Raw genomic sequence first — 22,713 nt, 5'->3', positions numbered from 1 at the left:
CGCGGGGGCGGGGGGGGGGGGGGCGGGGGGCGGGGGGGGGGGGGGGGGGGTCCCCCCCCCCGGGGGGGGCCGCGGGGCCCCCCCCCCACGACCCCTTTGTGACGAGGTGCGCATTGACGGCTGCCACACCGGTCGGCGGGATGTGAAAACCTTGGGACGTGGCTGCCAGCCGTTCCAACCCGACCAAGCTCGCCCCGGCCCAGGCGTACGCGGCGCACTCCCGCCGCAGTGCCCACCCGAAATTGGCCGAATTCGCCGGTGAGCTGTCCTTCGAACTCGATCCGTTCCAGCGCACCGCCTGCCAGGCCCTCGAAGCCGGTCGCGGCGTGCTGGTCTGCGCGCCCACCGGCGCGGGCAAGACCGTGGTCGGCGAGTTCGCCGTGCACCTCGCGCTCTCGGAAGGTCGCAAATGCTTCTACACCACGCCCATCAAGGCGCTGTCCAACCAGAAGTATTCCGACCTGTGCGAACGGCACGGTAGCGACGCGGTCGGGCTGCTGACCGGCGACACCTCGATCAACGGCGAGGCGCAGGTGGTCGTGATGACCACCGAGGTGCTGCGCAACATGCTCTACGCGGGTTCCCGCAGCCTCGACCAGCTCGGCTACGTGGTGATGGACGAGGTGCACTACCTAGCCGACCGGTTCCGCGGCGCGGTGTGGGAGGAAGTGATCCTGCACCTGCCGGAGTACGTGCAGGTAGCGAGCCTGTCGGCGACGGTGAGCAACGCCGAGGAGTTCGGCGAGTGGTTGCAGGAGGTGCGCGGCGACACCACGGTGGTCGTCGACGAGCACCGACCCGTGCCGCTGTGGCAGCACATGCTGGTCGGGCCGCGGATGTTCGACCTCTTCGGCGGCGAGACCCCGGACCGGGAACTGCAGATCAACCCGAACCTGCTGCGGCACACCCAACAGTTGGCCCGCGTGCACCTGCCCTACGGCGGCCGTCGCGGCGGCCCGAATGCCAAGCGCAAGGGGCCGCGTCCGCCCCGGTTCTACCCGCCGTCGCGGGTGGAGATGCTGACCGGGCTGGACGCGGCGGGGCTGCTACCGGCCATCGTGTTCATCTTCAGCCGCAACGGCTGCGACCAGGCGGTCGCCCAGTGCATGCGGGCGGGCTTGCGGCTGACCAGTGAGGCGGAGGTCGGCGAGATCCGCGAGGTGATCGACGCCCACACCGCCAACCTGCCGGAGTCCGACCTGGCGGTGCTGGGCTTCTGGGAGTGGCGGGAGGCGCTGGAGCGCGGGCTCGCCGCGCACCACGCCGGACTGCTGCCCGCGTTCAAGGAAACCGTCGAGGAGTTGTTCGTGCGCGGCCTGGTCAAGGCCGTGTTCGCCACCGAGACGCTGGCGCTGGGCATCAACATGCCTGCCCGCACGGTGGTGCTGGAGCGGCTGGTGAAGTTCAACGGCGAGTCGCACGTGGACCTCAGCCCCGGCGAGTACACGCAGCTCACCGGTCGGGCCGGGCGGCGGGGCATCGACGTCGAAGGCCACGCGGTGGTCGTCTGGCAGCCCGGCATCGACCCCAAGCAGGTCGCCGGGCTGGCCTCCACCCGCACCTACCCGCTGCGGTCGTCGTTCCGGCCGGGCTACAACATGGCGGTCAACCTGGTGCAGCGCGTCGGCCAGGCCGCCGCGCGGGAGCTGTTGGAGCAGTCCTTCGCCCAGTTCCAGGCCGACCGCTCGGTGGTGGGGCTGTCCCGGCGGGTGGAGCGCAACAGCGACGCGTTGACCGGCTACACCGAGGCGATGCACTGCCACCTCGGCGACTTCGACGAGTACTTCCAGTTGCGCCGCCGCATCTCGGAGCGGGAGAAGCACCTGGCCAAGCAGAACCGGCAGTCGCGCCGCGCGGAGGCGGCCAAGTCGCTGGAGAAGCTGCGCAAGGGCGATGTGATCGCGGTGCCCGCGGGCCGCCGCTCGGGGCTGGCGGTGGTCATCGATCCGGGGCTGGAGCCGATGGGCGAGCCACGTCCGCTGGTGGTCACCGAGGACCGCTGGTCGGGGCGGCTTTCGGTCGCCGACTTCACCTCGCCGGTGGAGCCGCTGGGCAAGATCAAGCTGCCGAAGCACGTCGACACCCGCTCGCCGAAATCCCGCCGCGACCTGGCGTCGACGCTGCGCAACACCGGCCTCGCCGCTTCCGGCGGGCGCACCCGGCGGCGCTCCGACGCGACCGACGACGAGGAGCTGGCGACGCTGCGGCGCGCGCTGAAGGCGCACCCGTGCCACGGCTGCGACGACCGGGAGAACCACGCCCGGTGGGCCGAGCGGCACGAGCGGTTGCGCGCCGAGAACGAGCAGCTGCGGCGCAGGGTCGCGGCGACCACCCACTCGCTGGCCCGCTCCTTCGATCGGATCGTCGCGCTGTTGACCGAGCGGGACTACCTCCCGGCGGAGGGCTCGGCCACCGTCACCCAGCACGGGCGGCGGTTGTCCCGGCTCTACAGCGAATCGGACCTGTTGGCCGCGGAATGCCTGCGCGTCGAACTGTGGCGCGGGCTCGGGCCCGCGGAGCTGGCGGCCGTGGTGTCGTCGCTGGTGTACGAGTCGCGGCGGGAGGGGCTGGCTCCGCAGGTCCCGGCTGGGCCGGTCAGCGACGCGTTGGTCGGGACCTGGCGGCTGTGGGCGGAGCTGGAGGACGACGAACGGCGGCACAAGCTGGAGCGCACCCGCGAGCCCGACGCGGGTTTCGCCTGGCCGGTGTTCCGCTGGGCGCGCGGCGAATCGTTGGAGAAGGTGCTCACCGCCGCGGAGTCCAGCGGGCACGAGCTCTCGGCCGGGGATTTCGTGCGCTGGTGCCGCCAGGTGATCGACCTGCTCGACCAGATCCGCGAGGTCGTCGGGGTGGGGGACCCGGTGGGCGCGGCGGCGGCGAAGGCGGTCACCGCGATCCGGCGCGGCGTGGTCGCCGCCGGTGCCGTGTGACGACCGCCCGGCCGATTCGGGCGCCGGGTCCGTTGTGGTTGGATCTCCTGGCGTCGGCAACATCGCGATCGCCAAGTGAACTTCATCCGGAGGTGTAGATGTCGTCCCCCTACGGCCCGCCAGGGGGTCACCCACAGTGGGGGCAGCAAGCCCAGGGCCCTGGGATGCACTCGGGTGGGTTACCACCGGCCGCGCCTGGCTATCCACAGCCAGGCGGCTTCGCGCCGCGCCGACCACCGCAGCAGCCCTATGGCGGCGGCTACGGCCAGCAGCTCCCGCCGCAGGGTGGCGGCCAGTTCCCGCCCCGCGGCGGCTACGGCCAGTACCACCGTCCGCCGAAGAAGAAGCGATCGGTGCTGCCGTGGTTGCTCAGCGGTTTCGGTGTGTTGCTCGTGATCGCGGTGGTGCTGGTGCTGGTGCTGGGCTTCGTCGCGCCGGGCTGGTTCGTGCGGCCGGTGTTCGACTCGACCAGCGTGGCCAAGGGCGTGGCCCAGACCCTGAAGGGCTCCTACGGGATCACCGGCGTCGGCGAGGTCACCTGCCCGGACGGCCAGCCGGTCGAGGTCGCGCACCGCTTCGACTGCCAGGTCAGCATCAATTCGCAGCCGAGGACCGTCACGGTCACGGTCAAGAACGACAGGGGCGTTTACGAGGTCGGCCACCCGAAGTGAAAACCGGTCGACGGACCTGCGGGGTGCCGGGAAGATCTGGGACGTGACCCAGCACGAAGTTCGTCCGCTGGTCGAATCCGAGTTCCGCGAGGCGTATGAGCTCTTCCTGCGCGCGCTGCTGGAGCCGCCGTCGCGCGACGAGGTCTGGGACCGCAGCACCGGCCGGTACGAGCCGGGGCGGGTGCTGGGCGCATTCGTCGACGGTGAGCTCGCCGGAACGGCGATGGCGACGACGAACGTGGTGGCGGTGCCGGGCGGCCGGAAGCTACCAGCGGGTGCGGTGACCCGCGTCGGCGTTCGAGCCGACCAGACCCGTCGCGGCGTGCTGACCGCACTGATGCGCGCGCAACTCAGGGACGTGTGGCACCGCGGCGAGCCGCTGGCGATGTTGCAGGCGTCCGAAGCGGTGATCTACGAGCGGTTCGGCTACGGCGTGGCAACCAGGGCTCGGACCGTGGAGCTTCAGCGGGCGCGGGCGGAGTTCCGCACGGATGTGCCGGGTGGCGGCCGGGTGCGGCTGGTGGAGCCGTCGAAGGCGGCGGCCGTCCTGCCGACGATCTACCAGCGGTGCGAGCTGTCCCGGCCGGGCCGGATCGGCCGGGACGACGCGTGGTGGTCGTTCTGGCTGGCGGTGCTGGGCAAGGGTTACCTGGTCGCGGTGCACGCCGACGGTGACGGGGTGGACGACGGTTTCGCCCTGTACGAGCCGAAGAAGACCGACGACCAGGGCACCACGTTGCGCGTTTACGACATGACCGCGACGAATCCGGCCGCGACGGCGCAGCTGTGGCGCTTCCTGCTCGGCATCGACCTGGTGGATCGGGTCGTGGCCCAGCCACGACCGCTGGACGAGCCGTTGGAGTGGTGGCTGACCGACCGCCGCCAGTGCCGCGTCACCGAGGTCGCCGACGACCTGTGGCTGCGGCTGGTGGACGTGCCCGCAGCGCTGCGGGCACGGGCCTTCGGCGCCGCCGACCCGGTGGTGATCGAGGTGCACGACGCTTTCCTGCCGATCAACAACGGCTGCTACCGCGTCGGCCCCGACGAAGTGCGCCCATGCTCCGACCGCCCCCAGCTCAGCCTCGACGTCGCGGCCTTGGCCCCGCTGTACCTCGGCGACCAGACGGCATCGACACTGGTCGCGGCCGGTCGTATCGCGGTGCACGACCCGGCCGCCGTTCCGGCCGCCGACCGGTTGTTCAGCACCCCTGAATCTCCGTGGTGCGGAACGGGTTTCTAGCGCTGCGTCAGCTGCGCCGCACCCAAGTCGCACGCCAGGAGTAGCCGTCCTGTTCGGCCCGTTCCGCGCGCAGCACGACCTGTTCTCCGGCGGTGAGCGAGCGGAAGCCCATCGCGTCGATGTCGGAGAAGTGCGCCCACACCAGGCCCGGTTCGCCATCGGCTCGGATGACGCCTCAGCCTTCGTCGATGCGCCATTCCTCGACGACACCGGTGTATTCGTCCCGCTGCTCGGACACGCGCGCACTCTAGCGGTGTCGCTCGGAACACGATCAAGCCGCTTGAAAATATATAGACCGACTGTCATATTATTCTCGTGCGAAAAGGTGCGCGGACCAGGCAGCGGATGCTCGACACCGCGATGGAGCTGCTCCAGCGGCAGGGCTACCACGCCACCGGGGTCAACCAGGTGCTCGCGGAGTCCGACGCCCCGCGCGGCTCGTTGTACTTCCACTTCCCCGGCGGCAAGCAGCAACTCGCCGCCGAAGCCGTGGCGGCGTCCGGGCGTCAGGTGGGCGATCTGCTGGCTGCGGTGCTGGCCGAGGCGAGCGGACCGGACGAGGCAGTCGCGGCGGTCGTGGCGTTCTTCGGGCAGGCGCTGGAGGAATCGGACTTCCGCAGCGGATGCCCGGTGGCCACCGTCGCGCTGGAGGCGAGCGCCGACAGTCCGGAGGTCCGGTCGGCGTGCGAATGCGCGTACAGCTCCTGGCTCGAACGGCTGAGGACGGTGTTCGCGGGTTGGGGGATTCCCGAGTCTCGGGCGGCCGAACTCGCCGTGACCGCGCTGTCGATGCTCGAAGGTGCGCTGTTGCTCTGCAAGGTGCAGCGAGACCTGACGGCGCTGCGGACCGTAGGTGACCAGTTGGTCGAAATGCTGACCCGGAAGGAACTCTGATGCGGATTCACCATCTCAACTGCGGGACCATGCGTCCGATGGGAGGCAGGTTGGTCAACGGCGGCGGCAGTCTGCTCGGATTCGCGCGGATGGTCTGCCATTGCCTGCTGATCGAGTCGGAACAGGGCTTGGTGCTGGTCGACACCGGGTTGGGCGTCGCGGATACCACCACGCACGTCGAGCAGCTGGAGCGGAACTGGCTGCGGCTGGCCCGCCCGGTGCTGGACGTGGCGGAAACCGCGGCGGCGCACGTCGAACGACTCGGCTATCGCACCGAGGACGTGCGGCACATCGTGCTCACCCACCTGGACCGCGACCACGCGGGCGGCCTGCCGGACTTCCCGCAGGCGCAGGTCCACGTGCACGACGTGGAGTACCAGGCGATGCTGGACAGCCCGGAGCGGGCGCGGTACCTCGGCCACCAGTGGCAGCACGGTCCACAGTGGAACATCCACGGCAGTGCCGGTGGGGAGCGCTGGTTCGGGTTCGAGGCGGTGCGCGACCTGCCCGGCATGCCGCCGGAGATCCTGCTCGTCCCGCTGCCCGGACACACGCGCGGGCATACCGGTGTGGCGGTGCGGCAGGTGGATGGTCGTTGGTTGTTGCACGCCGGTGACGCGTACTTCTTCCACAGCGAGATGGCGGACCGCGCGCACTGCTCGCCGGGGCTGCGTCTGTTCCAGAACCTCGTGCAGGTCGACGGTACGTTGCGGCGGCGCAACCAGGCGCGGCTGCACGATCTCGTCACCGCGCACCGGGACCAGATCGAGGTGTTCTGCGCGCACGACCCGGTGGAGTTGGCCCGCTACCAGGCATCGGAGTACACAGTGGACGCTTGAGAATTGCTGCTGCGCCGAATGGTTCCAGTGCCAATGGTCCCTTCGGGGTAAATCCCGCGCGGTGGCGCGGCCATTCGGTGCGACCTTCGTCCCGGTGCCTTCCCTTTGATCGTCGCGCTGCTTTTACTACGTCGGACCCCGGCGGTGGGTGGCCCACGCCGGTTGGAGTCGTCCAACAACGGCTCACCTGGAGGTCCGATGAGAAGAAGCGTTGGAATCGCGATCGCCGTGTTCGCGTTGGTGGGCGCGAGCGCGTCGCCAGCCCAGGCCGAGCTCGGCAGCGGTGCGGTCGGTCGCTACATCGTCGTCCTCAAGGACGGGACCGATTCGAACCTGCTGGCCCGATTGCACACGAGTGAACTCGGTGTTGCGGTGGGGCACATCTACAGTTCGGCGTTGCGCGGCTATTCGGCCGCCATGACCGAAGCGACCAAGAACCGGATCGCCCGAGACCCGGCGGTCGCCTGGGTCCAGCCGGACCGGGTGTACCGCACCACCGCGCAGACCACGCCAACCGGGGTGGATCGCGCGGACGCCGACCTCAGCGGCACGGCCAACATCGACGGCGTCGACGAGCGCACCGACGTGGACGTCGCGGTGATCGACACCGGAGTCGATCTCGACCACCCAGATCTCAACGTCTACCGGGAGGGCGCGGAGAACTGCTCGCTGCTGGGCCTGAACCCGGATGACCGCAATGGGCACGGCACGCACGTAGCGGGCACCATCGGCGCGCTGGACGACGGCAACGGCGTGGTCGGCGTCGCGCCGGGCGCGCGGATCTGGCCGGTGAAGGTGCTCAACGACGCGGGCTCGGGTTCCACGGCGGACGTGGTGTGCGGGATCGACTACGTCGCCGCCCACGCCGACGAGATCGAGGTCGCCAACATGAGCCTCGGGGGCGCCGGGGTCGACGACGGCAACTGCGGCGAGACCGAGGGCGACATCGAGCACCAGGCCATCTGCCGGGCGGTGGCGGCCGGAGTGACGTTCGTGGTGGCCGCCGGGAACGACGGGGCGGACGCCAAGGATTCGGTCCCGGCCGCCTACGACGAGGTGATCACGGTCAGCGCGCTGGCCGACTTCAACGGCCAACCCGGTGGTGGCGCGGCCGCGACCTGCCGGGAGGACGAGGACGACACCTTCGCCGACTTCTCCAACTTCGGTGCCGACGTGGACATCATCGCGCCGGGTACGTGCATCTACTCGACGTGGATGAACGGCGGCTACAACACGATCTCGGGCACCTCGATGGCCAGTCCGCACGTGGCCGGTGCGGCGGCGCTGTACAAGTCGACCCACCCGCAAGCTTCGCCGGAGCAGGTGAAGCAGGCCCTCCAACTGGCGGGCACGGCCGACTGGGCCTGGCCATCCCAGGACGGCGACCAAACCCAGGAAAGCCTCCTGAACGTCGCCGACTTCTAGTCGTGAGCGCGAAAACCGGCTCCAACCGGGTTTCGCACTCACGACCCCATTTCGGGTGAGGGGTGAGGGGCACCCGTGACCAAGTAACTGGGTCACGGGTGCCCCTCACCTGTTCAACGATCAGGTGGTGAGGGCCGCTATCAGGCGGTTGATGCTGGCGCTCAGGCCCCAGGTGGTTTGGAGTTCGGCTAGGCGGTTGGTGTCTACAGTGGACTTCTGGAGTGGGTCGGGGCGGTCTAGGACCACTGGGGCGTCGCGGGCGACTCGGACCACCGATGGTGCTGCTGCGAGGTAGTCCGCCGCTTCGGCGAGTTTGGCCCGGACCCGTGGGGTCAGGCGGGGATCGCCGCCTTCGGCGGCTGCCAGGAGCACTTCCAGCGAGCCGAACTGGTTGATCAGCTTCGCCGCCGTCTTCTCGCCGATGCCCGCCACACCGGGCAGCCCGTCCGACGGATCTCCGCGCAGCACAGCCATGTCCGCGTAGTCGTCTCCGGCCCGGTCGGCCGTCAGGGCGTACTTCTCGGCGAGTTCGGCCGGGCCGTAGTCCTGCGCCTTCGCCAGTCCGGCGCCGATGTAGATCACCCGAACCGGCGTCGGTTCGGCGCGCACCAGCTGGAACAGGTCGCGGTCGCCGGTGACGACCTCCACCGGGTCCCGATCCTCCCGATCGGCCAGCGCGCCGATGACGTCGTCGGCCTCGAAGCCCTCGGCTTCGGCGGTGGCCACGCCCGCCGCGTCGAGCACTTCGAGGATCACCGGGATCTGTGGGGACAGCGTGTCGGGCACTTCCTCGGCAGCCGGGTCGTCCTCGGCCACCCGGTGCGCCTTGTAGGAGGGCAGCGCGTCGACCCGGAACTGCGGGCGCCAGTCGTTGTCCAGGCAGGCCACCAGCCGGGACGGGCGGCGGTCGGCGATCAGCTTCGCGAGCATGTCGCAGAACCCGCGCACCGAGTTCACCGGTGTGCCATCCGGGGCGGTCAGCGAGTCGGGCAGCGCGTAGTACGAGCGGAACCACAACCCGGCCGAATCCACGAGCATCAGAGGACCAGTCACAGTGCGCCAGCTTGTCACGCGGACTCGGCGGATGCGTGGCAGGTGCGGCTCGTGAGTGCCTAGCCGGGTTCCAGCCCGGCCAGCCACTCACGAGCGAAACAGCGAGTTTTCGCAGGTCTTGACAATGAGGCAACAAGGGGCACAATCAGGCAACAACAGGCATCAATCGGAGGACAACGGGCATGTACGGGGCGGAGCGGCAGCAGTTGCTGGCGCAGCGGGCGCGGCGCGACGGGCGCATCGACGTCACTGCGGCGGCGGCCGAGTTCGAAGTGGCGCCCGAGACCATCCGCCGCGATCTCGCCGCGCTCGAACGCCAGGGACTGGTGCGGCGCGTGTACGGCGGCGCGATCCCGGTGGAACGGCTCGACTTCGAACCCGGTGTCCCGCTGCGGGACCAGACCAACGCGGCCGAGAAGGAACGCATCGCCCGAGCCGCGCTCGACCGGGTGCCCAGCCGCGGCACCGTGCTGCTGGACGCGGGCACCACGACCGCGCGGCTGGCGGGCCTGCTGCCCGCTGACCGCGAGCTGACCGTCGTCACCAACTCGCTGCCGGTCGCCAACCAGCTCGCCACCCGGAACAACTACAGCTTGCACCTGCTCGGTGGGCGGATCCGCAGCACCACGCTGGCGTCGGTGGAGTCCTGGGCGCTCGACGTGCTGCGCGGCCTCACCATCGACGTCGGGTTCTTCGGCACCAACGGCTTCTCGGCCGCCCGCGGCTGCACCACCCCGGATCCGGCGGAGTCCGCGGTGAAGGCGGCGATGGTCACGGCCTGCCGCAAGCGGGTGCTGCTCGCCGACCACAGCAAGTACGGCGACGACCAGTTCAGCCGGTTCGCCGAGCTGTCCGAGATCGACATCGTGGTCACCGACGAGGGGCTCGACGAGGCAGCGCTGGACGAGCTCAAGCAGGTTGAAGTGGAAGTGGTGCTGGCGTGATCGTGACCGTTACGCCAAACCCGAGCCTGGACCGCACCGTGCAGGTGGACCGGCTGGTGCCCGGTGCGGTGCACCGCACCGTCCGGGTGCGCCTGGACCCGGGCGGCAAGGGCGTGAACGTCGCCCGCGCGCTGGCTGCGGCGGAGGTGCCGACGCTGGCAGTGCTGCCGTCCGGCGGTGCGGAAGGGACGCAGCTCGCGGAACTGCTGGCAGCCGAGGCGGTACCGGTGGTGGAGGTGCCGGTGCACGCCCCGACCCGCAGCAACCTCGCGGTGGTGGAAAACGACGGCACCACCAGCAAGTTCAACGAACCCGGACCAGAACTCAGCGCGCCCGAGGTCGCGGCGCTGGAGCGCACCGCCGCCGAACTCGCCGCTCGGGCGGACTGGGTGGTGACCTGCGGCAGCCTGCCCGCCGGATGCCCGGACGACCTGCACGCGCGGCTCGTCGTCGCCGCCCGGCGTTGCGGGGCGCGGGTCGGCGTCGACACCTCGGGCGTGCCGCTGGCACTGGCCTGCCGGGCAGCGCCCGACCTGGTCAAGCCGAACCTCGCCGAACTCTCGGAGCTGGCTGGCGGGCCGCTGCGCGACCTCGGCGAGGTGCTGGACGTCGCGCACCAGCTGCGGGTTGGCGGCGTGGCGACCGTGCTGGTGAGCCTCGGGCAGTTGGGTGCGGTGCTGGTCGCCGAGACCGGCACCTGGCATGCCACGAGCACCGCGACCGAGCTGCGCAGCACCGTCGGCGCCGGGGACGCGATGCTCGCCGGATTCTTGCGGGCGGGTAGCACCGGTCCCACCGCGCTGCGCACCGCCGTCGCGTACGGGACGGCGGCGGTCGGGTTGGCTGGCAGCCGGATGCCCGGACCGGACGAGGTCCACGCGCAGCGGGTGCGGGTGGACGCAGTGGACAAATCAGTGAGCCTCAGCGGAGTGGCGGCATGACAACCGAACTGATCACCCAGGACCTGGTCGAACTGGACCTGGTCGGCACCGACCGGCAGGCGGTGCTGCGCGACCTGGCCGAGCGGCTGGTGGCCGCCGGGCGGGTCACCGACCTCGACCGGTTCCTGGCCGACGTCGAAGCCCGCGAACAGCAGATGCCGACCGGTCTGGAAGGCGGCATCGGCATCCCGCACTGCCGCTCGGCGGCGGTGACCGCGCCGTCGCTGGCCTTCGGCCGCAGCGCCAGCGGTGTCGACTTCGGCGCCGCGGACGGCCCGGCGAAGCTCATCTTCCTCATCGCCGCACCGGAAGGCGGCGACGAGGACCACCTCACGGTGCTGGCCGCGCTGGCCCGGCGGCTGGTGCGCGCCGAGTTCAAGCAGACCCTGCTGGAAGCCACCGACGCGGCGCAGCTCGCCAAGTACGTGCGCGAGGAGGTCACGCCGTGAAGTACGTCGCCGTCACCGCCTGCCCCACCGGCATCGCGCACACCTACATGGCCGCCGAGGCGCTGGAGCAGGCCGCCAAGGCCGCCGGGGACGACATGCAGGTCGAAACCCAGGGTTCGGCCGGTTCGACACCACTGTCCACAGCGGACATCCGGGCGGCCGACGCGGTGATCCTCGCCGCCGACGTCGGGGTGCGCGACCGGGACCGGTTCGCGGGCAAACCGGTCGTGGAAGTCACCGTCAAGCAGGCCATCAACGACGCGGCCGGTCTGCTGGAGCGCGCCAAGGTCGCCGCCGCGCAGCGACCGGCCGGGGCGGCGGAACCCGCTGCCGAGGAACCGGAACTGGCCAGCAAGGTCGTAGCGGGCGCCGGTTTCGGCACCCGGCTGCGGCAGTGGTTGATGACCGGCGTGAGCTACATGATCCCGTTCGTGGCCGCCGGTGGCCTGCTGATCGCGTTGAGCTTCGCGCTCGGCGGTTACCAGATCACCGACGCGCCACCGGTCACCGAGCAGTTCGACGCCGCGAGCCTGATCAGCTGGGCGGCCCTGGCGAACCAGATCGGCTCGCTCGCCTTCGAATTCCTCGTCCCGGTGCTGGCCGGGTTCATCGCCTTCGCCATCGCCGACCGGCCCGCGATCGCACCCGGTTTCGTCGGCGGGGCGGTGGCGGTGACGGTCGGCGCGGGCTTCCTGGGCGGTCTCATCGCCGGTCTGCTGGCCGGTGCGGTGATCGCCGGGCTGAAGCGGATCAAGGTGCCGCGCGGGGTCGCCGGAGTCATGCCGGTGGTGGTCTTGCCGCTGCTGGGCTCGCTGGTGGTCGGCGTGCTGATGTTCGTGGTGATCGGCAAACCCATCGCGCTGGCCATGACCGGGCTGACCGGCTGGCTCACCGGCCTGTCCGGGGCGAACGCGGCGCTGCTGGGCGCGCTGCTCGGCGCGATGATCGCCTTCGACATGGGCGGGCCGATCAACAAGGTCGCCTACACCTTCGCGGTCGGCGGGCTGAGCACCGGCACCACGGCATCGCTGGAGATCATGGCCGCGGTGATGGCCGCCGGGATGGTCCCGCCGCTGGCGCTCGCGCTGGCCGCCGCGCTGCGCGGCAAACTGTTCACCCCGGCCGAGCGGGCCAGCGGCCGGACCGCCTGGCTGCTCGGCGCGTCGTTCATCACCGAAGGCGCGATCCCGTTCGCGGCGGGCGATCCGCTGCGGGTGATTCCGTCCATTGTGGTCGGCTCGGCGACGACCGGGGCGCTGTCGATGGCCTTCGGTGCCACGCTGCGCGCACCGCACGGCGGGATCTTCGTCCTGCCGCTGGTGGGGAACCCGCTGCCATACCTGCTCGCCATCGCCGTCGGGGTCGCGGTGAGCGCGGCGGTGGTGCTGTTCGCCAAACAACTCGGCCGCCGCAGCGCGCCGGAACTCGCACCCGAACCGGTCGCAGCATGAGTAGCCCTGTGTCAACCTCGGCCTTCCTCAACCGCATCTCAGGGGACCGTGACGCAAGCCAGCCACGAGAAACCGCGAAACGGGAGATTCGTGCTGGACGCCACCTCCGCCGTGAATCGCGGAGAGGCGGAACTGTGAAAGGACCTGCAATGCAACGTCGTGTCCGCATCGCCGCTTCGGTCGGGCTGCACGCCCGTCCCGCCGCGCTGCTCGCCCAGGCCGCAGCCGCGCAATCCGAGCTAGTCACCATCGCCAAGATCGTCGACGGTGCAGCCGGGCCACCGGTCGATGCCCGCAGCACCCTCGGCCTGATGGCGCTGGGCGCCAAGCACGGCGAAGAAGTCGAGCTGACCAGTTCCAGCGAAGCAGCCCTGGACGAACTCGCCACCGTCCTCGAACACGACCCGGACAAGGACCCAGCCCCCTCCTGACCGGACCGAAGACAACCACCAATGAGTCTTGGCAGAGAGTTCTTGGTGGTTCTATGCTCCCGGCATGGATCGGGTGCTCGACGCGAAGAGCCTGCGTGGGCTGGCGCATCCGCTGCGGGTGCGGTTGTTGGGGATGCTTCGCACCGACGGGCCAGCCACGGCCACCCAGTTGGCCGAGCGGGTGGGGGAGCGCAGCGGGACCACCAGTTGGCATCTCAGACAGCTCGCCGAGCACGGCTTCGTCGAAGAGGACACCGAGCGGGGCAACCGGCGGGAGCGCTGGTGGCGAGCGGTGCACGAACACACGGTGCTGGACACCGACGAACTCGGCCAGCACGCCGAATCGCGCGGCGCGCTGGAGGTGTACCTGCACGAGGTCGTCACGACGCACTACCACGACAGCGCGGCGTTCCTGGCCGAGCGGCAGCAGTGGTCAAGGGCTTGGATCAAGGCGTCCTCGTTGTCGGACACGCTGCTTTCGCTGACGCCGGAAGAGCTTTCGGAGCTGACCCGGCGAATCCACGGTCTGCTCGACGAGTTTCGCCGACCTGCCGAGGACGGTGACGAGCAGGTCAGCTTCCAGTTCCAAGCCTTTCCCCGATCGCGCCCGTGACGAGGCGCCGGGCGCCGATCGTCCTGCTGTGGCTGTCCACCGGTGTATCGGTGTTGGCGACCACGGTGGCGTTGCTCGTGATCCCGTGGTTCGTCCTGGCGCTCACCGGGAGCGCGACGCTGGTGGGCGCGGTCGCGGCGGCGGAGTTGGCCGGGCTGGTCGCGTTGGCGGCGATGGGCGGTCCGCTGGTGGATCGCTTGGGCGCACGCCGCGCTGCCGTGGGTTCCGATCTCGCGGCGGCTGCCGTGGTGGCCGCGATTCCGTTGCTGCACGCGACATCCGGGCTGGCGATGTGGCAGTTGTTCGTGCTCGCCGTCCTGCTCGGGGCCAGCAGGGCGCCTGGGGAGACTGCACGCCGAGCTGTGGTTCCGGAGTTGATCGCGGTCGCCGGAATGCCGTTGGAGCGCGGTTCAGCGGGCATCGACGCGGTTACCCGCGCAGCGCGGATGATCGGTGCGCCACTGGGCGGCGCCGCCCTGGCAATCGTTGCCGAACCTATCGTTCTGGCTTGGACCGCAATGGTTTTCGCGCTCGCCGCCGGTCTGGTCGCGGTTGGCGTGCCCGGTGCTCGGGTCTCGCGGCCGCGCACCGGTTATCTCGACGATCTTCGGGACGGCGCTCGCGCGCTGCTCTCGGACCGTTTGCTGGTGCTGACCGTGGTGATGGTCTTGTTGATCAACACCCTGGATCTGGCCGCGATCAGTGTCTTCCACCCCGTCTACGCCGCCGAGGTGCTAGGCAGCCCGGTTGCCCTCGGCGCGATCACGGGCGTTATGGGCGGTGCCGCGCTGCTGGGGAATCTCGGCTACACGTTGCTCGGCCCTCGGTTGCCCCGGCGGCTCGTGCTCGCCACCGCCATCGCGATCTCGGGCCCGCCGCGATACGCGGTCTTGGCGCTAGAACCCGGTTTGCCCGCGGTGCTGGTCGCGGTCGGGGTTGCGGGGTTGGCCAGCGGAGCTATCAACCCGGCCCTGGCGGTGGTCGCCTACGAGCGCGTCGAACCCGTTATGCGCGGCCGGGTTTTCGGGCTGACCAGTGCGGCCGCCTTCGCCGGTGGCCCGGTCGGTGCTCTGGTGGGTGGGGTGTTGGTGGACGGCGTCGGGTTGCGCACCGCCTTGTGGGCCGTTGCCGCGGTCTACCTGCTGGTGGCGGCTTGGTTGGTGGCGTTCCCGGTGTGGGGTGGCCTGGACCGTGCGCGGGTTGGGGGCTTGTTGCGGGATTAGGCTGTGGGCCATGGCCACCGTCTCGATTGAGCAGGATCCATCCGTGCTTGCGGCCCGCTTGGCTCGGGCCGCCGAAACCGCCGCAGCGGCTGATCTCGATGCGTTGTTGATCTCGCCTGGCTCCGATCTGCGCTACCTCCTCGGCGCCGCCAAGGAGTCGCACGAACGGCTGACCTGCCTGGTGCTGCCGACCGGTGGTCGGCCCGCGCTGGTGGTGCCGAAGCTGGAGGAGCCCGGCTTCGCCGACGTTCCGCTGGCCGAGCTCGGCATCGACGTCGTGACCTGGGTGGACGGGCAGGACCCGCACGCCGTGGTGGCCGACCTCGCCAGGCGCGGTAGTGCGCCAACCCGAGTCGCCGTCGCCGATGTGATGCCCGCGCTGCACACGATCCCGCTGCGCTCCGCGCTGCCCGACGCCGAGCAGGTGCTGGCCGGAGACGTGCTGCGGGAGCTGCGGATGCGCAAGGACGCCGCCGAGGTCGAGGCGCTGCGCCGCGCCGGGGCGGCCATCGACCGGGTGCACGCCCGGATGGCCGAGTTCCTCAAGCCGGGCCGGACCGAGGCCGAGGTCGGCGCCGACATCAGCGCCGCGATCCTCGAAGAGGGCCACTCCGAAGCGGCCTTCGTCATCGTCGGGTCGGGGCCCAACGGGGCCAGCCCGCACCACGCGCTGTCGGACCGGGTCATCGAGCGCGGCGACGTGGTGGTGATCGACATCGGCGGCCCGCTCCCGGAGGGCTACAACTCCGACTGCACCCGCACCTACGCCGTCGGCGAGCCCGCCCAGTCGGACGTCCGCGAGACCTACGCAGTGCTGCAAGCCGCCCAGCGCGCCGCTGTCGAGGCGGTGCGACCGGGCGCGACCGCCGAGTCGATCGACGCTGCTGCGCGCGAGCCGATCGCCGCAGCCGGATTCGGCGAGTTCTTCGTGCACCGCACCGGGCACGGCATCGGGCTGGACGTGCACGAAGAGCCCTACATCGTCGGTGGGAGCCAGCTGGTGCTGGAGCCCGGCATGGCCTTCAGCGTCGAGCCGGGCATCTACCAGCCGGGGCGTTGGGGTGCTCGGATCGAGGACATCGTCATCGTCACCGAAGACGGCGTGCTGCCCGTCAACGACCAGCCGCACGAGCTGGTGGTGCTGCCAGCGTGAACGACAAGTCCGGATCCCCGGCCACGCTGGAGGCCACCGATCGAGCGATTCTGCGCGAACTGGCCCGCGATGGCCGGTGCAGCTTCACCGACCTGGCGGAGCGCGTCGGGCTGAGCGTTTCCGCGGTGCACCAACGAGTTCGGCGGCTGGAGCAGCGCGGCGCGCTGCAGGGTTATGCGGCCAAAGTGGACGGTGACCAGATCGGCCTGCCGCTGACCGCGTTCATCTCGCTGACCCCGATCGATCCGGCCGCCCCGGACGACTACCCGCAGCGGCTGGAGCACCTGCCGCAGATCGAGTCGTGCTACTCGGTGGCGGGCGACGAGTCCTACATCCTGCAGGTGCGGGTCGCCTCACCACTTGGTTTGGAGGAACTGCTGCGCCAGATCCGCGAAGCGGCGAAGGTGTCGACCCGCACCACCGTGGTGCTGTCCACCCCCTTCGAAAACCGCCCACCGTCGATCTAGAGAGGGTGCGCGGCTCGTTTTGCGTGGCGGTGCGAGTAGCGGAACCTCAGAGGCATTCTCGACTCCGGGATCCCCGACTTACGTATGTCCACGCGGCGTCGGGGCTGTCCTCGCGAGAATGCCTCTGAGAACCCGCGGCGGTGCAAGTTGCATAGGTGGGCTAAGCGCCTGCGGCGCTTGCGGCGGCTCAGCAGGGGTTCAGCTGCTTTTCGCGGCGGCGGTTTACCGCTGGAAGCGGCTTCGCCGCTTGCCTGAGCCGCTGCCGCGTCGTGAGTGGTTGTGGTCGTCGTGGCGACCATTGCCACTCACGACCCTATAGAGGCGTGTTGGTGCAGGGGGTGGGGCTTCGGTCGCCACCTCGTCTTCGCCGGTCCCCGGTTCGATTCACCACGTCCGGGCTGTCCTCGCGATGGCCTCGGGGTTCTTGGTCAGGGGTGGGCTTGGAGGGCGGCGATGTGTTCGGGTACCGCGCGTAGGTTGCCGCGTTCGTCGACCAGGCACACCGCCCCCGGCTCGGCGCTGGCCACGAACTCGCTCAGGCAGCGGCCCAGCTGGGCGTGGCCAGCGGCGTTGGCGTGGAAGGACTCCTGCATCGCGTGCGGCGCTCGCCGCTCGTCCTTGAGGCTCGCCCAGTCGACCGTCAGCCTGGTGAACCACTCGCCCTCGGCCGTTTTCGGATTCCCGGTGCACGCCTCGTGGCCGGTGCCCGCGCGGGACAAGTCCAGGAATCGCGCATCGGCCTGCCGCGCGACATCTCGCAGCGCGGCCGACAGCTGCGGCACACCCGTGTCCCGGATCCACTCCAGGTCGCCGGAGAGGAACGGGCAGCCGGAGAGGTCCTGCAGTTCGGGCCGGACGCCGGGGCCGACCGGCGAGGCGTAGGACTGCACGATCAGCGCGTAGCTGCTCGGGGTGTAGCCCGCGCTGTCCATGGCCGTCCGGATGTCCCGCAGCGCCGCGAGCACCTTCGGCTTCATCCGGTCCAGCCGCTGCGGCCACGCGGTGCGCAGCGGCCCCGCGCAACCGTCCACCGCCTGCCGCACCCATGCCTCCACGCACTGGTTGACGACATCGGTGAAACCCGGATCGTCGTTCGCGCCGATCTGCACGACGACGTCGGTGATGCGGAAGCGGTGCGCCAGCGCGGCCAGCTGCTCCGCCTGCGAACCTTCGGAGTGGCCTGGAGCCGGATCGGCGCCGACCACGTCGGTCTTCGCGCCGGAACAGGCCAGGTTGATGCGGGTCACACCAGGCGGCAGCCGCAGCTGGTTGACCGCTGCGGCGGGGGACCGGTGGCACCAGTTGTCCAGCTCGCCGTTGGTCCCGGCCTCGTAGTTGCCGCCGCCTTCACCGGACAGCGTGCTGTCGCCGACCGTCACCACCGCTGCCGGGAGCTGCTTGGGTTGCAACGGCAATCCCGGCAAGTACTGGTCGCTGATCAACAGCGCGAGCGCCAGCACGCTGCCGACCAGCAGGAGGATTAGTGATTTCGACTTGTGCGCCCGCATCACGTGGAAGTCTATGAGGCCCGCGCCCGCCGACGTTCATGACCTCGACGACCGCCGGGAGCATTTGCCGGGCCTGGTTCGTTGGACCAGGTGACTGCCATTGACAGGAGGTCTCCGCGCCGTGCCGATCCTCGTTCTGCTCCTCGTCGCCGGTGTGGTCGAAATCGCCGTGCTGGTCGCGCTCGGCCAGCTGATCGGCGTGCTGCCCACCATCGGCCTGCTGCTGGTCGCCGCCGCGCTGGGAACCTGGCTGCTGCGTCGGGAGGGCCGCCGAGCGCTGCTCGAATTCCGCGAGGCCGCCCGCCAGCGGCGACCACCCGAACGCGAGCTCACCGACGGCGTGCTGATCGCCGCCGGAGGCATCCTGATCATCCTGCCCGGCTTCATCAGCGACGTCTGCGGGCTGTTGTGCCTGTTCCCGCCGACCCGCGCGATGCTGCGCAACCGGATGCTGCGCGCGGCGCAGCGGCGGTCGAAGGAGATGCAGGACCAGATGTGGCTGCACGCCCAGCGGACCCGCCGCGAGCAGGGCTCGGCAGCCCCCGACAGCGACGTCATCGACGGCGAGGTCGTATCGGCCACCGACGACGACGAGCCCCCCTCGCGGGGCGGTCCGGAACAGCTCCCACCGCAGCGGTCTGCGCAGGCAGAACGGCCGGAGTAGCGGCCGCGCGAGTCCTCGGGTCGGCGTGGCGTCACCCTCGCGCAGGCGACCGGTAAGCTCGCCAGAACGATCGCGGCCGGGTTCGCTCGTGGAGTCGTGCGCCGCCCTCCTCGGCCGCCGTCGACCTGCGCAGTTGGAAACCCGGAACAGGGAACACGAAGGACATGTCCGAGACCACGTTGTTGCTCGGCGGACGAATTCATTCGCCCGCCGACGCGGGCGCCACCGCGATGGCCGTCACCGATGGCACCATCGCGTGGCTCGGCGGCGACGAGGTCGGCCGTGCGCTGCATCCCGATGCCGAGGTCGTCGACCTCGAAGGCGCGTTCGTGGCGCCTGCCTTCGTCGACGCGCACGTGCACGCGACCTCGACCGGCTTGCTGCTCAACGGCCTCGATCTGACCGGTTGCGCGTCGCTGACGGAGTTCCTGCACGCGCTGCGGGACCACGTGGCGGAATACCCGGGCGCGCTGGTGTGGGGCCACGGATGGGACGAGACGTGGTGGCCGGAACGACGGCCCCCGACCCGCGATGAGATCGACCGCGCCGCTGCGGGCGCTGCGGTGTACCTCTCCCGGATCGACGTGCATTCCGCATTGGTGTCCACGGCCCTGGTGGATCGCACGCCGCTGGCCCGTGACGCGGAGGGCTGGAGCGCGGACGGCCCGCTGACCCGAGTGGCGCACCACCACGTGCGCCGTGCCGCGCGGGAATCCCTCGGCGCCGGGCAGCGGAATGAAGCGCAACTGGCCTTCCTGCGGCACGCCGCTTCGCGGGGTGTGGCGTGCGTGCACGAATGCGCGGGACCGGACATCTCCGGTGCCGACGATCTGGCCGACCTGCTCGCGCTTTCGGCGCAGGGCGGGGTGCCGGAGGTCATCGGCTACTGGGGCGAGCTCGGTGCGGTGCGGCGGGCTCGTGAGCTCGGTGCCCGCGGCCTGGCTGGCGACCTCTTCGTCGACGGTGCGGTCGGCTCGCGCACCGCGGCGCTGCGCGAGCCCTACACGGATGACCGGGCGACATCGGGTGTGCTCTACCTCGACGCGCACGCGGTGGCCGAGCACTTGGTGGAGTGCACGCGGGCCGGACTGCAGGCCGGGTTCCACGTGATCGGCGACGCCGGAGTGGCCGAGGTCTGCGATGGTTTCCGCAAGGCGGCCGAGATCGTCGGGGTGCCGGATCTGGCGAGCATGCGCCACCGGCTCGAACACCTGGAGATGGTCGACGAGCAGCAAGCTGCCGAACTCGGCAAGTTCGGCGCGGTGGCGTCCGTGCAGCCGTCGTTCGACGCGGCCTGGGGCGGCTCCGAGGACATGTACGCGCGCCGCCTCGGCGTCCAACGCGGCACCCAGCTCAACCCGTTCTCGACGCTGGCCGCCAATGGCGTGCTGCTCGCGTTCGGTTCGGACGCACCGGTGACACCGGTCGAGCCGTGGCGCGCGGTGCAAGCCGCCGTCCACCACCGCACCAGTGGTTTCGGGGTCTCGCCGCGCGCCGCGTTCACCGCGCACACGCGCGGCGGCTGGCGAGCGGCGGGCGTCGACGACGGTGTCACGGGCACGCTCGTGCCCGGTGCGCCCGCGACCTACGCGGTGTGGGACGCCGGAGAACTCGTCGTGGCAGCACCGGATTCGCGGGTGCAGCGGTGGTCCACCGATCCGCGAGCGGGGGTGCCGGGCCTGCCGGACCTCTCCCCGCAAGCCCCGCTACCGCGCTGCCTGCGCACCGTCCTGCGGGGCCAGACCCTCTACACCCGCTCCCACGACGACGACGAAATCGTCTAACACCGCGACTTCACCCGATGAGGGCCGAGTGAAGGGCACCTTTCACCAAGTTAGTTCGTAAGAGGTGGCCTTCACTCCTCACCTGAACGGTCAGAGGGTTGTGTCGAGGTCGCCGAGGCGTTGGATGAGGCGGAGGTTCTCGCTGTAGTCGACCGGGCAGGCGATGAGCGAGACTCCGGGATCGTCCAGCGCCGTGCGCAGCGTCGGCAGCAGGTCCGCCGCGCTGGAGATCCGGTATCCCTTGGCGCCGAAGCTTTCCGCGTAACCGACGATGTCCGGGTTGGTGAACGACGTGGCGGCGTGCTCGCCGACTTCGAGGTCCATCTTCCACTCGATGAGCCCGTAACCGTTGTCCTCCCAGATCAGCACGGTGAGCGGGATCTGCTCGCGGACCGCGGTTTCGATCTCCTGGGAGTGCATCAGGAAGGAGCCGTCACCGACCGCGGCCAGCACCTTGACCTCCGGTTTGGCCAGCGCGACGGCCAGCGCTCCGGGCAGCGCGAAGCCCATCGTGGACAGGCCGTTGGAGATGAGGCAGCTGTTCGGCGTGTACGTCGGGTACAGCCTCGCCATCCACATCTTCAGCGCGCCGGTGTCGACGAGCACGATGTCATCGCGGCCGAGTGCGGCGCGGGTGTCGGCGACGATGCGCTGCGGCGCCAGCGGGTACCGATCGTCGGCACGCCCGCGTTCCAACTCGTCGTGCACCATCTCGTGGTACAGCGCCTTGGGCGGTGCGTGCTGCTGGTCGGAGACCGCGGCCGCAAGCGCGTCCAGGGATGCGGAGATGTCACCGATGATGCCGACGTCGATCGAGTAGTGGGCGTCGACCTCCGCGGGGAAGCGGTGCACGTGGATGATCTTCTTGTCGCCGCGCGGATTGATCCGCGCCGGGTCGAACTCCTGCAGCTCGTAACCGACCGCGATGATCAGGTCGGCCTGGTCGAAGCCGAAGTTGGTGTAGTCGCGGCGCATGAAGCCGATCGAACCCATCGAGTTGGGGTGGTCGTCGGCGATGACACCCTTGCCGTGGAAGGTCGTCGCGACCGACAGTCCCAACGAGCTGGCGAACTCGGTGAGCGACTTCTCGGCCCCGTTGCGGGCGGCACCGTGCCCAGCCAGCACGATGGGGCTGGTGGCGTTGCGCAGCAGCGTGGCGGCCCGCGCGATCTGACCTGGAGCCGGTGCCTCGGCGCGCACGACGTTGCGCGGCAGCGGCCGCAGCGCGGCTTCGGCGCTCCCGGCGTCGATGTCCTCGGGCACCGCCAGGTACACCGCGCCGGGCCGTTCGGTCTCCGCGGTCTTGAAGGCGCGGCGCACCATCTCGGGGATCGCCCTGGCGCTGGGCACGCTGCCCGACCACTTGGTGATCGGCGCGAACATGTTGACCAGGTCGACGAACTGGTGGGATTCCTTGTAGTTGCGGTCCTGGCCGACCTGCGCGGACAGCGCCACCAGCGGTGTGCTGTTGGTCATCGCGTCGGCGACCCCCAGTTGGAGGTTGATCGCGCCCGGTCCGAGGGTGGCCGACACGACCCCGGCCGCGCCGGTGACCCGGCCGTGCATCTCGGCCATGAACGACGCGGCCTGTTCGTGCCGGGTGAGCACGTAGCGGATGCCGGAACGCGCGAGGGCGACGGTCAGCCGGATGTTCTCCTCACCGGGGATGCCGAAGACGACGCGGACGCCTTCGTTCTCCAAGCAGCGGACGAGCAGTTCCGCTGCGGTTTGCTGGTCCTGGCTCGGGTGGTCCACAGTTCCGCCTCTCCGCGATTCACTGTCCCGCCTCTCCGCGATTCACTGTCCCGCCTCTCCGCGATTCACTGTCCCGCCTCTCCGCGATTCACAGTGGTGGTTGCGTCCGGCACGAATCTCTCGTTTCGCGGTTTCTTGTGGCTGGCCTGCGTCACGGTCCCCTGGGGTGCGGTTGAGGAGGACTGGGGTTGACACAGGGTTACGCATGCCTACCGCCCCCTTCCGGCGCTCTACTCCACCCTAGTGGCGGCAGTGGCCCTTGGCGCTGGCCCGTAGGT

21 protein-coding genes are annotated in these 22,713 nt (G+C 70.3%); 17 read left to right on the top strand and 4 right to left on the bottom strand.

What is annotated here, in order from left to right; translation table 11 throughout:
- Window positions 1–158 precede the first annotated feature (158 nt).
- The 3 genes from MOQ72_RS37115 to MOQ72_RS37105 all read left to right on the top strand — a co-directional run bounded on the left by MOQ72_RS37115 (window position 159) and on the right by MOQ72_RS37105 (window position 4,841).
- Window positions 159–2,930: a DEAD/DEAH box helicase gene (locus tag MOQ72_RS37115; protein ID WP_242190594.1), complete on the top strand. Its 2,772-nt coding sequence runs from the start codon at window positions 159–161 to the stop codon at window positions 2,928–2,930.
- Between the two features lie 164 nt (window positions 2,931–3,094).
- Complete coding sequence (locus MOQ72_RS37110) at window positions 3,095–3,601, top strand: DUF4333 domain-containing protein (protein ID WP_242190593.1); 507 nt, start codon at window positions 3,095–3,097, stop codon at window positions 3,599–3,601.
- A 43-nt stretch (window positions 3,602–3,644) separates the two neighbouring features.
- Window positions 3,645–4,841, top strand: a complete 1,197-nt coding sequence (locus MOQ72_RS37105; RefSeq protein WP_242190592.1) for a GNAT family N-acetyltransferase — start codon at window positions 3,645–3,647, stop codon at window positions 4,839–4,841.
- A 7-nt stretch (window positions 4,842–4,848) separates the two neighbouring features.
- Here the strand turns inward: MOQ72_RS37105 and MOQ72_RS44870 are convergent, their stop codons facing one another.
- Complete coding sequence (locus tag MOQ72_RS44870) at window positions 4,849–4,983, bottom strand: hypothetical protein (protein ID WP_277955252.1); 135 nt, start codon at window positions 4,981–4,983, stop codon at window positions 4,849–4,851.
- A 173-nt stretch (window positions 4,984–5,156) separates the two neighbouring features.
- Between MOQ72_RS44870 and MOQ72_RS37100 the strand changes: the two genes are divergently transcribed.
- The 3 genes from MOQ72_RS37100 to MOQ72_RS37090 all read left to right on the top strand — a co-directional run bounded on the left by MOQ72_RS37100 (window position 5,157) and on the right by MOQ72_RS37090 (window position 7,999).
- Window positions 5,157–5,735, top strand: coding sequence for a TetR/AcrR family transcriptional regulator (locus MOQ72_RS37100; protein WP_308198047.1), 579 nt, complete (start codon window positions 5,157–5,159; stop codon window positions 5,733–5,735).
- The gene (locus tag MOQ72_RS37095) at window positions 5,735–6,574 is read left to right on the top strand and encodes an MBL fold metallo-hydrolase (protein ID WP_242190591.1); all 840 of its coding nucleotides are present in this window, start codon (window positions 5,735–5,737) and stop codon (window positions 6,572–6,574) included. Before MOQ72_RS37100 ends, MOQ72_RS37095 begins: the two co-directional genes overlap by 1 nt.
- 198 nt (window positions 6,575–6,772) lie before the next feature.
- Window positions 6,773–7,999 carry a S8 family peptidase gene (locus MOQ72_RS37090; protein WP_242190590.1) on the top strand — a complete coding sequence of 409 codons (1,227 nt, stop codon included), beginning with the start codon at window positions 6,773–6,775 and terminating at the stop codon, window positions 7,997–7,999.
- Between the two features lie 120 nt (window positions 8,000–8,119).
- Here the strand turns inward: MOQ72_RS37090 and MOQ72_RS37085 are convergent, their stop codons facing one another.
- Window positions 8,120–9,037, bottom strand: a complete 918-nt coding sequence (locus tag MOQ72_RS37085) for a 5'-3' exonuclease (RefSeq protein WP_242190597.1) — start codon at window positions 9,035–9,037, stop codon at window positions 8,120–8,122.
- Window positions 9,038–9,234: 197 nt separating this feature from the next.
- On the opposite strand from MOQ72_RS37085, the gene MOQ72_RS37080 reads away from it, so the two are divergent.
- From MOQ72_RS37080 to MOQ72_RS37040, 9 genes are all read left to right on the top strand, one after another.
- Window positions 9,235–9,996: a DeoR/GlpR family DNA-binding transcription regulator gene (locus tag MOQ72_RS37080; RefSeq protein WP_242190589.1), complete on the top strand. Its 762-nt coding sequence runs from the start codon at window positions 9,235–9,237 to the stop codon at window positions 9,994–9,996.
- Entirely contained in the window at window positions 9,993–10,937 is a 945-nt protein-coding gene (pfkB, locus tag MOQ72_RS37075) for a 1-phosphofructokinase (RefSeq protein WP_242190588.1), read from the top strand. The genes MOQ72_RS37080 and pfkB overlap by 4 nt, the downstream gene beginning before the upstream one ends.
- Window positions 10,934–11,386, top strand: a complete 453-nt coding sequence (locus MOQ72_RS37070) for a PTS sugar transporter subunit IIA (RefSeq protein WP_242190587.1) — start codon at window positions 10,934–10,936, stop codon at window positions 11,384–11,386. Before pfkB ends, MOQ72_RS37070 begins: the two co-directional genes overlap by 4 nt.
- On the top strand, window positions 11,383–12,837 hold the full coding sequence (locus MOQ72_RS37065; RefSeq protein WP_242190586.1) for a PTS fructose transporter subunit IIC: 1,455 nt from the start codon (window positions 11,383–11,385) through the stop codon (window positions 12,835–12,837). Before MOQ72_RS37070 ends, MOQ72_RS37065 begins: the two co-directional genes overlap by 4 nt.
- Window positions 12,838–12,986: 149 nt before the next feature.
- A complete protein-coding gene (locus MOQ72_RS37060; RefSeq protein ID WP_242190585.1) occupies window positions 12,987–13,268 on the top strand; it encodes an HPr family phosphocarrier protein in 282 nt (93 codons plus the stop codon).
- Between the two features lie 64 nt (window positions 13,269–13,332).
- Window positions 13,333–13,881 (top strand): ArsR/SmtB family transcription factor, encoded by a 549-nt coding sequence (locus tag MOQ72_RS37055; protein WP_242190584.1) that lies wholly within the window; start codon window positions 13,333–13,335, stop codon window positions 13,879–13,881.
- Window positions 13,878–15,104, top strand: coding sequence for an MFS transporter (locus MOQ72_RS37050; RefSeq protein WP_242190583.1), 1,227 nt, complete (start codon window positions 13,878–13,880; stop codon window positions 15,102–15,104). Before MOQ72_RS37055 ends, MOQ72_RS37050 begins: the two co-directional genes overlap by 4 nt.
- A gap of 10 nt (window positions 15,105–15,114) precedes the next feature.
- A complete protein-coding gene (locus tag MOQ72_RS37045) occupies window positions 15,115–16,257 on the top strand; it encodes a M24 family metallopeptidase (protein ID WP_242190582.1) in 1,143 nt (380 codons plus the stop codon).
- Between the two features lie 26 nt (window positions 16,258–16,283).
- The gene (locus MOQ72_RS37040; RefSeq protein ID WP_242190596.1) at window positions 16,284–16,724 is read left to right on the top strand and encodes an Lrp/AsnC family transcriptional regulator; all 441 of its coding nucleotides are present in this window, start codon (window positions 16,284–16,286) and stop codon (window positions 16,722–16,724) included.
- A 428-nt stretch (window positions 16,725–17,152) separates the two neighbouring features.
- On the opposite strand, the gene MOQ72_RS37035 is transcribed toward MOQ72_RS37040, so the two are convergent.
- The gene (locus MOQ72_RS37035; RefSeq protein ID WP_242190580.1) at window positions 17,153–18,232 is read right to left on the bottom strand and encodes a GDSL-type esterase/lipase family protein; all 1,080 of its coding nucleotides are present in this window, start codon (window positions 18,230–18,232) and stop codon (window positions 17,153–17,155) included.
- Between the two features lie 121 nt (window positions 18,233–18,353).
- Here MOQ72_RS37035 and MOQ72_RS37030 point away from each other — a divergent pair, with 121 nt between their 5' ends.
- Together MOQ72_RS37030 and MOQ72_RS37025 are read left to right on the top strand one after the other, a co-directional pair.
- Complete coding sequence (locus MOQ72_RS37030; protein ID WP_242190578.1) at window positions 18,354–18,896, top strand: FxsA family protein; 543 nt, start codon at window positions 18,354–18,356, stop codon at window positions 18,894–18,896.
- Between the two features lie 164 nt (window positions 18,897–19,060).
- Window positions 19,061–20,680: an amidohydrolase gene (locus tag MOQ72_RS37025; protein WP_242190576.1), complete on the top strand. Its 1,620-nt coding sequence runs from the start codon at window positions 19,061–19,063 to the stop codon at window positions 20,678–20,680.
- A 90-nt stretch (window positions 20,681–20,770) separates the two neighbouring features.
- Here the strand turns inward: MOQ72_RS37025 and MOQ72_RS37020 are convergent, their stop codons facing one another.
- A complete protein-coding gene (locus MOQ72_RS37020) occupies window positions 20,771–22,435 on the bottom strand; it encodes an acetolactate synthase large subunit (protein ID WP_242190574.1) in 1,665 nt (554 codons plus the stop codon).
- Between the last annotated feature and the right edge of the window lie 278 nt (window positions 22,436–22,713).

This window comes from Saccharopolyspora soli, from assembly GCF_022678645.1.
Classification (GTDB): domain Bacteria; phylum Actinomycetota; class Actinomycetes; order Mycobacteriales; family Pseudonocardiaceae; genus Saccharopolyspora; species Saccharopolyspora soli.
Note: the sequence above shows the minus strand (reverse complement) of the source record. Positions and strands in the feature narration are given on the sequence as shown.